The sequence below is a fragment of the Allobosea sp. genome, from assembly GCF_030695125.1.
In the GTDB taxonomy this organism is placed as follows: domain Bacteria; phylum Pseudomonadota; class Alphaproteobacteria; order Rhizobiales; family Beijerinckiaceae; genus Allobosea.
On the sequence record NZ_JAUYTP010000013.1, the window covers coordinates 17,921 to 27,533 of the forward strand.

The 9,613-nt window shown below is 64.0% G+C and carries 9 protein-coding genes; 5 read left to right on the plus strand and 4 right to left on the minus strand.

Going from position 1 to position 9,613, the window contains the following annotated elements:
* The first annotated feature begins 101 nt into the window (after positions 1-101).
* From Q8S38_RS03385 to Q8S38_RS03395, 3 genes are read left to right on the plus strand one after another with little or no spacing between them, the layout of a single operon-like run.
* Positions 102-2,642, plus strand: coding sequence for a heavy metal translocating P-type ATPase (locus Q8S38_RS03385; RefSeq protein ID WP_305679016.1), 2,541 nt, complete (start codon positions 102-104; stop codon positions 2,640-2,642).
* 28 nt (positions 2,643-2,670) lie between these two features.
* Positions 2,671-3,156: a Cu(I)-responsive transcriptional regulator gene (cueR, locus tag Q8S38_RS03390; protein WP_305679017.1), complete on the plus strand. Its 486-nt coding sequence runs from the start codon at positions 2,671-2,673 to the stop codon at positions 3,154-3,156.
* Between the two features lie 19 nt (positions 3,157-3,175).
* Positions 3,176-3,499 (plus strand): aminotransferase class V-fold PLP-dependent enzyme, encoded by a 324-nt coding sequence (locus tag Q8S38_RS03395; protein WP_305679018.1) that lies wholly within the window; start codon positions 3,176-3,178, stop codon positions 3,497-3,499.
* A gap of 684 nt (positions 3,500-4,183) precedes the next feature.
* Here the strand turns inward: Q8S38_RS03395 and Q8S38_RS03400 are convergent.
* The 4 genes from Q8S38_RS03400 to Q8S38_RS03415 are packed head-to-tail and all read right to left on the minus strand — an operon-like array spanning position 4,184 to position 7,884.
* Positions 4,184-4,462 (minus strand): copper-binding protein, encoded by a 279-nt coding sequence (locus tag Q8S38_RS03400; RefSeq protein WP_305679019.1) that lies wholly within the window; start codon positions 4,460-4,462, stop codon positions 4,184-4,186.
* Between the two features lie 26 nt (positions 4,463-4,488).
* Positions 4,489-4,971 carry a cupredoxin domain-containing protein gene (locus tag Q8S38_RS03405; RefSeq protein ID WP_305679020.1) on the minus strand — a complete coding sequence of 161 codons (483 nt, stop codon included), beginning with the start codon at positions 4,969-4,971 and terminating at the stop codon, positions 4,489-4,491.
* Positions 4,972-4,998: 27 nt separating this feature from the next.
* The gene (locus Q8S38_RS03410; RefSeq protein ID WP_305679021.1) at positions 4,999-6,441 is read right to left on the minus strand and encodes a multicopper oxidase family protein; all 1,443 of its coding nucleotides are present in this window, start codon (positions 6,439-6,441) and stop codon (positions 4,999-5,001) included.
* 21 nt (positions 6,442-6,462) lie between these two features.
* Complete coding sequence (locus Q8S38_RS03415) at positions 6,463-7,884, minus strand: TolC family protein (protein WP_371125821.1); 1,422 nt, start codon at positions 7,882-7,884, stop codon at positions 6,463-6,465.
* A 458-nt stretch (positions 7,885-8,342) separates the two neighbouring features.
* Between Q8S38_RS03415 and Q8S38_RS03420 the strand changes: the two genes are divergently transcribed.
* Both Q8S38_RS03420 and Q8S38_RS03425 read left to right on the plus strand, forming a co-directional pair.
* Positions 8,343-9,104 carry a response regulator gene (locus Q8S38_RS03420; protein ID WP_305679023.1) on the plus strand — a complete coding sequence of 254 codons (762 nt, stop codon included), beginning with the start codon at positions 8,343-8,345 and terminating at the stop codon, positions 9,102-9,104.
* A partial coding sequence (locus Q8S38_RS03425; protein WP_305679024.1) for a hypothetical protein occupies positions 9,101-9,613 on the plus strand: 513 nt, incomplete at its 3' end. The genes Q8S38_RS03420 and Q8S38_RS03425, both read left to right, overlap by 4 nt.

Consider the following 9,613-nt stretch of genomic DNA (forward strand, 5'->3'; position numbering starts at 1 on the left):
TTTGCAGCTCGGTAAAATTGTCGCCAAAGCCTGAAATTGCGCTTGACCTTACCATTATGGGAAGCTCCATATCCCGTGCCATCACAGCTCGGAGAGACCTCATGTCGACTGCAACGATGGCCAGAAGCACAACCCCGCCCCTCACACATTTCGACGTTCCCGTCGAAGGCATGACCTGCGCGTCATGCGTCGGTCGCGTCGAGAAAGCGATCGCGGCGGTGGAGGGCGTCGACAGCGTCTCGGTGAACCTGGCGACGCAGCGGGCGCATGTCGCCTTCACCTCTGGGAAGGTCGATACGGCGGCTATCGATTTGGCAATCCGGAAGGCGGGCTATGAGCCGAGGGAGACCATTGTCGTTCTGAGTATCTCAGGCATGACCTGCGCCTCGTGCGTCGGACGGGTCGAGCGCGCGCTCAAGGCAGCGCCTGGCGTCCTCGATGCGGCCGTCAATCTGGCGACCGGACGAGCTTCTGTGCGCGTGCTGGGCGGTCCAGAACTGACACCTGCTCTCGTCAAGGCGGTCTCCGCCGCTGGTTACGACGCCGAACAGGTCAGGGACACGGTGGACACCTCCGACCGCGAACGTCAGGCGCGCGAGGCCGAGTTGTCGGGATTGCGCCGGGATGTCTTGACCGCGACCGTCGCGACCCTGCCGCTACTCGTCTTCGAGATGGGGATGCACATGTCCGAGACGCTGCACCATTTTCTTGCCGGCCGGGTCGGCGAGTTCAACATCAAAGTGCTGTCGTTCCTGCTCGCCGGCTTCGTGATGGCGGTTCCCGGCCAGCGCTTCATCAGGAAAGGGTGGCCGGCGTTGCTGCGTGGCGCGCCGGACATGAACTCGCTCGTGGCGCTCGGCACGACCGCGGCGTTCCTCTATTCGAGCGTCGCGACCTTCATGCCCGGCCTGCTACCGTACGGGACCGAATACACCTATTTCGAGGCGAGCGCGGTGATCGTGACCTTGATCCTGATCGGGCGCTTGATCGAGGCGCGCGCCAAGGGTTCGACGAGCGAGGCGATCCGCCGGCTGATGTCGCTCCAGGCCAAGACAGCGCGCGTGCTGCGCGATGGCAGCGAGGCCGACGTGGCTATCGAGACGGTGATAGTCGGCGACGTCGTCATCGTGCGGCCGGGCGAACGCATCCCCGTCGATGGCGAGGTCGTCTCCGGATCGTCCTACGTCGACGAGGCGATGATCACCGGCGAGCCGATCCCGGCCCGCAAGCAGGCTGGCTCTGCCGTCACCGGCGGGACGGTCAACGGCACGGGCTCGTTCCGCTTCACCGCTCGCAAGGTCGGGGCCGATACTTTGCTCGCGCAGATCGTCGCGACCGTCGAGGCGGCGCAGGGCTCGAAGCTGCCGATCCAGGCAGTCGTGGACAGGGTGACGATGTGGTTCGTGCCCGCCGTGATCGGGCTTTCGCTGCTCACCTTCGCGATCTGGCTGATCTTCGGCCCGAGCCCAGCGCTGTCCTTCGCGCTCGTCAATGCCGTCGCCGTGCTGATCATCGCCTGCCCCTGTGCGATGGGGCTGGCGACGCCGACCTCGATCATGGTCGGCACCGGCAAGGGCGCGGAGCTCGGCATCCTGTTTCGGCAGGGGCAGGCGCTGCAAAGCCTAAAGGACTCAAGGGTCATCGCGCTCGACAAGACGGGCACGCTGACGAAGGGCCGGCCGGAAATGACCGACATCGCCGTGACGGACGGGTTCGCGGAGGACGAGGTGCTGCGCCTCGTGGGCTCGGTGGAAACTCTCTCGGAGCATCCCGTGGCCGAGGCGATCGTCGCCGGTGCGCAGCAGCGCGGACTGATGCTGGCCGAGCCGACGGACTTCTCCAGCGAGCCCGGATTCGGGGTCGCAGCGCGTGTCGATGGCCGTCGCGTCGAGGTCGGTGCCGATCGTTTGATGCGCCGTCTTGGGCTCGATCTCTCGGCCTTCGCCACGCAGGCCGCGGAACTCGGCGACGCCGGCAAGACGCCGCTCTTTGCTGCGGTCGACGGGAAGCTCGCGGCCATCATCGCGGTCGCCGACCCCGTGAAGTGGACGACGCCCGCCGCCATCGCCGCGCTGCATGGCCTCGGCCTGCGCGTCGTCATGATCACCGGCGACAACAAACGCACGGCCAAGGCGATCGCGGCCCGGCTCGGCATCGACGAGGTCGTGGCCGAGGTGCTGCCCGCCGGCAAGGCCGAGGTGGTCAAGTCGCTGCAGGTCGGCGGCGTCAAGGTCGCCTTCGTCGGTGACGGGATCAACGATGCGCCGGCGCTGGCGCAGGCCGATGTCGGCATCGCGATCGGCACCGGCACGGACATTGCGATCGAAAGCGCCGACGTCGTGCTCATGTCCGGCGATCTCTCCGGCGTCGCCACAGCCATCGCGCTGTCGCAAGCTACGATCGCCAACATCCGCCAGAACCTCGTCTGGGCCTTCGGATACAACGTCGTGCTCATCCCCGTCGCGGCCGGCGCGCTGTACCCAGCGTTCGGCGTGCTGATGTCGCCGATGTTCGCCGGCCTCGCCATGGCGCTCTCCAGCGTCAGCGTGCTGGCGAATGCGCTGCGGCTGAAGCGCTTCGGCCGGCGGGCCCGGGTCGAACCGGAGCCCTCCCGCCCGGCGCAGCTCGCGCCCGCCGAATGAATCCGTTGCAGAACCAGGAGCTATCGACATGAACATCGGCCAAGCGGCGACGGCATCGGGCGTGACCGCGAAAATGATCCGCTACTACGAGAGCATCGGGCTGATCGAGCCGCCAATCCGCACCAAGGCTGGGTACCGGGTCTACACGGCCGAAGAGATCCACGAGCTTCGCTTCATCAAGCGGGCCCGCACGCTGGGCTTCTCGATCGAGGAGGCCCGCGAACTTCTGGCGCTGTGGCGCGACAAGAGCCGGGCCAGCGCCGACGTGAAGACGTTCGCGATGAAGCATGTCCGCGATCTCGAGACCAAGATCGGCGAGCTTCAGGCCATGTCACGGACGCTCCGGCACCTGGCCCAGACCTGCCACGGCGACGACCGGCCCGAATGTCCGATCTTGGCCGATCTCGCGCTTCCCGACGCCCGCCAGCCGCCTTATGAGAAAAAGCACGGCAAGGCGAAAACCCATGCCGACTGCACATGCGACGAAGCCGACACGTTCAGCAGCCGGCATTGACCGGCAAGGCGATCGACACGTGGATCAGATCGACGGACTGGATATCGCCAGCTTGCGCGCGGACACACCTGGCACCGCTCATCGCATCCATCTCAACAACGCCGGCGCTAGCCTCATGGCAGCGCCGGTCATCGCGGTCATGAAGGATCACCTCGATCTTGAAGCGATGCGGGGCGGGCACGAGGCCGCTGATATGAGGGCCGACGTTGTCTCGGGCGTCTATGCATCCGTCGCCAGGCTGATCAATGCTGGCGGTGACGAGATCGCGCTTACGGAAAACGCGACCGTCGCGTGGCAAATGACGTTCTGTGTCAGCGCTTCCTGCCTGACGACCGGATCCTGACCGCTCGCGCCGAGTACGCCGCAAACTAACTCGGAATCCTCCAGATGGCGCGCCGGACCGGCGCCACGATCGAGGCCGTGCCCGATGACGAGATGGGTACTCTCAATCCCTACACTCTTGCGGTGGTCAAAATAGTATCGAAATTAGCGTACATTTCGTGCCAAACTCGATGTAGCAGTTAGATAAGTTCCGGTACTTGACAGAATCTGACCACTCGTGTGCTACTGCATTTCAGTGCTGTTCTTCTGCGTCAGCTTGATTGGCAGGTGGACGGTCAGCAATGCACCGCCCGGCTATGTAGACCATCTTGATGCGCTTATGCGAAGTTCCAAGCAGTGAGCCTTGTAGACTTCGCTTTTTTCCGACCCCCGAAAGACGGGTGACTTTCGCGTTCGCGCATGCCGCGTCGAGCAACGCGCGCTGCAGATCCCCATTGTCAGCTTGCGACACGGTCGGAGCGATTGACATCAAAGCTATGATCAGCAAGGAAAGCGTCAATAGTCCTCCCCAAGTCCTGGGTTTTGCGCCAACCATTTTGTGCTGAGACGCGCAAGTAGCGAGGGCGATCGAGACTCAAGGACCCCATGTCAACGCGCGCTGCAGGCCTTGCTTCTACTCACGGATATCATCGCCGCGGCATCAGCACTGCCGCGGCTTGGATGTCTATCAGCGCGCGATTAGCGCTTACTTGGTCCTCTGCAGCTTCGTTACGGTGATCTGACCATTAACCCGGTCGGCATCGAACTTGATCTTGTCGCCCGATTTCAGGCCCTTCAGCATCGCCGGGTCGCCGGCGCGGAAGACCATCGACATGGCGTCCATGTCGAGGTTCTTGATCGGGCCGTGGTCAATGGTCAGCTTGCCTTGCGCTTCGTCGACCTTCTTCACGGTGCCGTTGACCTGCTGCGCGACGGCAGGCAGCGCGAGCGCGGTGAAGGCGATGATGGAGGTGATCTTCAACATGGAATGCTCCTTGGTCGGGCTTGCGCCTATTTGACAATGATCGTGCCGGTCATTCCGGCTTCGCGGTGGCCGGGGATCAGGCAGGAGAAGTCGAACTGGCCGGCCTTGGTGAAGGCCCAGACGATCTCGCCGGTCTTCTTCGGCGCGAGGCGCTTGGCGTTCGGGTCGTCATGCTCCATGTCTGGGTTCTTCTGCATTTCGATGGCGTGCTTGAGGTTCTCCTCAAGCGTCGCCAGCACGAGTTCGTGGTCCATCTCGCCATTGTTGCGAAGCTGGAACTTGACCTGTTCGCCGCGACGGATCTCGATCCGGTTCGGGATGAAATGCATCTTCCCGTCTTTTTCGCCCATCGAGACCTGGACCAGGCGCGCCGGCTTCTTGGGGTCGCCGGGCTTGCCATAGGCGACCTCGCCATCATGGTGGCCGGCCGCTCCCGGCCCAGCCAGCGCCGCGCCGGCCGACAGGGCGAGCGCGAGGCTCGCGAGTTTCAGTGAAACCAGTTTCGTCATCGCTTTCTCCGCAGTTCGATGGATCGTTCAGTGGTTGGAATGAGCGCCGCCGGCCTTGGCGCCGGGTAACGGCTTGCCATCGGCACCGAGGCGCGGCTTGCGCGGGTCTTTCACCTGCCATGTGGCTAGTTCAGGATTAGGCTTCGGCCCCTCGACGCGCGGCGCCTCTGCGAGCTTCTGTCCCTTGTACTCGTAGGCGACCGTACCCTCGGGGTTCTTGTAGTGGCCGGGGTCCTTGTAATCGTTCTTGGCCAGGCCCTCGCGCACCTTCACCACCGAGAACATGCCGCCCATCTCGACGGGACCGAACTGGGAATACCCCGTCATCATCGGCAGGGTATTTTTGGGCAGTTCCATCTCCATAGAGCCCATTTCGCCCATCCCGTTCGAGCCCATCGGCATGTAGCCGGGCGCAGCCTTGCGGATGCGGCTGACAAGATCCTTCTTGGTGACGCCGATATAGGTCTTCACCGAATGGCCCATGGCGTTCATCGTGTGATGCGACTTGTGACAATGGATCGCCCAGTCGCCGGGCTCGTCGGCCACGAAGTCAAAGGCGCGCATCTGGCCGACCGCGACGTCGATAGAGACCTCGTCCCAAGCGGTGGCGGGATCGACCCAGCCACCATCCGTGCAGGAGACCTTGAATTCGTAGCCGTGCATGTGGATCGGGTGGTTGGTCATCGTGAGATTGCCGAACCTGATCCGGACCTTGTCGTTTAGGCCCACCACGAACGGGTCGATGCCGGGAAAGGCGCGGCTGTTCCAGCACCACATGTTGAAATCGAGCATGGTGTTGACCTTGGGCACGTAGCTGCCCGGCACGATATCGAAGGCGTTGAGCAGGAAGACGAAGTCGCGATCGACCCGGCGAAAGGCGGGGTCCTTCGGGTGGACGATGAACATGCCCATCATCCCCATCGCCATCTGCACCATCTCGTCGGAATGGGGATGGTACATGTAGGTGCCCGAGCGCCGGAGCTGGAACTCGTAGACGAAGGTCTTGCCCGAGGGGATGTGCGGCTGGTTCAGCCCACCAACGCCGTCCATGCCGTTGGGGAGGCGTTGGCCATGCCAGTGGATCGTCGTGTTCTCCGGCAGCTTGTTGGTCACGTAGATGCGGACCCTGTCCCCCTCGACGGCCTCGATCGTCGGGCCGGGCGACTGGCCGTTGTAGCCCCAGAGATAGGCGATCATGCCCGGCGCGATCTCGCGCTCGACCGGCTCGGCGACGAGATGGAATTCCTTCCAGTCGCCGTTCATGCGCCAAGGCAGGGTCCAGCCGTTCAGCGTCGCGACCGGCTGGTAGTCGGGGCCGCTGGTCGGCACGAGCGGGGCCTGCGTGGCCGCGCTCGCCATGGTCGGCGCTTCGGGCACGGCGGCGAATGCGGTGCGGCCTGACACGGCCGCTGCGCCCGCGATCACGAGGCCTGACGAGCCGATGAAACCCCTGCGTGACAGATCATTCATGTCATCTTGCTCCTGATCGGTTCAATGGGCTGGCGCATCGCCGCCGCCGCCGGCCGCTGCGACGACGGCGCCTCCGCCGCCCCTGCCCGAGCCGCCGCCGATGAGCGCGTGCTTGAAGTCGGTATAGGCGATCCAGACGTCGCGGCGCGCGTTGATCGCGGCGAGGTTGGAAAGAATGCGGCCGCGCGCATCGACGATGAGCTGGGTCACGTCGATCAGCATGCCGTTATACTGCAGTTGAGCCTCGTCCTGAATGATCTTGCGAAGCGGCAGCACGTTGTTGAGGTACTGCCGGGCGATGTCATGGGCGCCGCGATAGCCGACATAGGCCTCGCGGGCCTCTGAGCGGACATTGACCGCCTTCTCCGCCAGGCGATTCGCCGCCTGCATATAAGTCTGCTCTGCCAGAGCGACCTTAGACTGCCCGAAATCATAGATCGGAATCTCAATCTCAAGCTCGACAGTACGGGTGCGCGTGGCCTCACGCTCGACGTCGCCATCGGGCAGAACGGTCAGCTTCCGATCATAGGTGCGCCGGCCGAGAAGGTCGATGTCGTTGACGAAGCGGGTCGCCTGCGTCAGGCCCAGCGTCTTCGCGAGAAGGTTCAGATCGCCGCGCGCGATCTGGATATCAATTCGCTTGCGCAGCGCCTCAGCCTCCACAGCTTTGATGCTCGGCAGGCGCGGAAGCGGCGGCAGCGAACCCGGCAACCTAAATTTAAGGTCGTCGCCCCAGATGCCTAGCAGGCGCACCAGTCGCTCACGTTCTTGGCGCTGTTGCTGACGGGCCTGCGCAAGCTGGGCGCCGAGTTCGGCGTCGAAGGCGAACTCGCGGGCCTGGTCGAGTTTGTTGATGCCTCCTGATTCGCCCAGACGCTTGAACAATTGCGTCGCAGCGTCTGTCGAGGCCTTGGCCTCCAGATAGAAGGCGGCCTGAGCGTTAGCGGCAACTGCGCGGAAATATTGCCGCCGGGTATCGGCCGCGAGCTTCAGGACGGCCTCAGCCGCGCGCAGTTGGGCCGATTGAAAGCGATCCCGCGCCGCGTCCGCGCGAGCCGGCAAAGTCGCCAGCGCGAAAATGCTGCCGACGATCTGCCGTTCGATTTCGAGCGACAGTGTTCCCGTGCGCGACGAGATCGCAAACCGGGGGTTCGGCGGCAGGCTGGCGATCACCATCTGCGCCTCGGCGATGCCGAGCTCGTTAAACGCCGCCTGCAGTCCGCGATTGTTCAGGAGCGCAATCTGGACGGCGCTGTCAGCCGTGAGCGGCTTCTTGAGAAGCTGATCAACCCGCGCTTTGGCGCTGCCGGCGACTCCATCGTCCGTGATCTTGACGACGTCCTTGTTCAGCTCCGTGTAGGCGATGGCCTGGACCGTGCCAACGCCGCCATCGGCAGAGAAGGAGGCGCAGCCGCCGAGTAGAAAGGCGACGCCGGCAAGCAATGAGACGCGGCGGATGGAACTCTGCGAGATCGGCTGAGACGATTGGAAGGCGCGAGTCATTACAGTCACTGCTGAGGCCCTACTCTACGATTCAGCTCGCGCCAGTTCTTCGGCTCGGCCGGGCGCATCGAGACGACACCGGCGGTGACGCTCTGATATGCGACCGCAGGAACGCGCGCGCTTGGATCGGCCGGGCGAGCTAGATGGACCGGCACGGGAGCGACTGAGCAGGCACCCAGCGCGAGCGCTGAAATAGTGGTGAAAGCAAATTTTACTGCCATCGTGATTCGTTCGACCCCAGAGCCTCGATGCAGTTTGGTAGCAACGGCGGGAGGGTTCTGTCCGTTACAAATTGTATCAAAGCTGATCGCGCCCAGCCCGCGATACAGCGCTATATTGTCGTTAGCCGGCCGACCGTTCGGTACGACATGCCAACCTACGCCGTTCGAAAGATGCCCGTGACAAACATCCCGACCACACCCGTAGCTGACGACCACGGCCATGTGCTCGTGGTCGATGACGACCCGCAGATTCGCGTGCTGGTCGCCCGCTTCCTGCAGCGCCACGGCTACAAGGTGACGGGTGCGCCTGACGGACGCGCCATGCTGGAAGTGTTGAGGCAGGCGGACATCGATCTCATCATTCTCGACCTGATGCTGCCGGGACGGTCCGGCTTCGATTTGTGCGGCGATGTGCGCGCGACGTCACAGGTGCCGATCGTCATGCTGACGGCGCGCAGCGAGGAAAGCGACCGCGTCATTGGACTGGAAGCCGGCGCCGACGACTATGTCACCAAGCCGTTCAGCCCGCGGGAGCTTCTGGCGCGAGTCAGAGCGGTGCTTAGACGTTCGCGCACCATGCGTAGAGCAGGCGACGGCCGCGCCAGCGAGTGCGTCGTCTTCGACGGGTGGCGGATGGACCTACGCCGGCGCGAACTGACCTCGCCATCGGGCACGCTGGTCGATCTATCCACCGGCGAGTTCGACCTGATGGTCGCCTTTATCGAGCACGCCAATCGGGTATTGTCGCGCGAGGCCTTGATGCAGTTCGCCAAGACCAGAAACAGCGATCCGTTCGATCGGGCGATCGATGTTCAGATCAGCCGCTTGCGGCGCAAGCTGGAGGCTGACGCCCATGGCGGCCAACTGATCAAGACGATCCGCGGCGCCGGTTACATGTTCACGCCGGCTGTTCAGGCGCTTGAGGGACAGCAGGCATGAGTCACATGCTCCATAAAGGGTTCCCGGACACCGTGGCGGGCCGCGCCATCCTTATCTTGGTCGCGGCGCTGCTGGCCTTTCAACTCGTCGGCTACTGGGCCTATCGCGTCGGCGTCGAGAGCCTGGCAAGCGCGCAGCGAGATCGGGGGCTGGCCGAGCGCATCGTCTCGATCAAGCGCGCCATCGCTGGCATCCCGCAGGAGCCGGAGCGGGACCGCGCCGCGCATGATCTGACGAGCGCGAGCCTCGAGGTCCACTGGAGCAAGGTCAGCCTGGTTCTCGGCACCGCGCCCACCACCGAGCGTACGGCGGCGATGGAGGCCAAGCTGAAGGAGCTTGTTCCCGACCTCGCTGCAGAATCCTTCCGGCTCGGTTTTGCCGACGACGGCGCGCTCAATTCGGGCGACGCCGATGCCTACCGGCACATGATGCTAGTCTCGGTCAGACTCGATGACGGCTCCTGGGTCAACTTCTCCTCGACCACGCTCGGCGCAACTCAGCACGCAGAC

Excerpts from the sequence above, each read along its gene's own strand:
- Q8S38_RS03385 (WP_305679016.1), top strand. The coding sequence starts at position 102 with ATGTCGACTGCAACGATGGCCAGAAGCACAACCCCGCCCCTCACACAT.
- cueR (WP_305679017.1), top strand. The coding sequence starts at position 2,671 with ATGAACATCGGCCAAGCGGCGACGGCATCGGGCGTGACCGCGAAAATG.
- Q8S38_RS03400 (WP_305679019.1), bottom strand. The coding sequence starts at position 4,462 with ATGTTGAAGATCACCTCCATCATCGCCTTCACCGCGCTCGCGCTGCCT.
- Q8S38_RS03405 (WP_305679020.1), bottom strand. The coding sequence starts at position 4,971 with ATGACGAAACTGGTTTCACTGAAACTCGCGAGCCTCGCGCTCGCCCTG.
- Q8S38_RS03410 (WP_305679021.1), bottom strand. The coding sequence starts at position 6,441 with ATGAATGATCTGTCACGCAGGGGTTTCATCGGCTCGTCAGGCCTCGTG.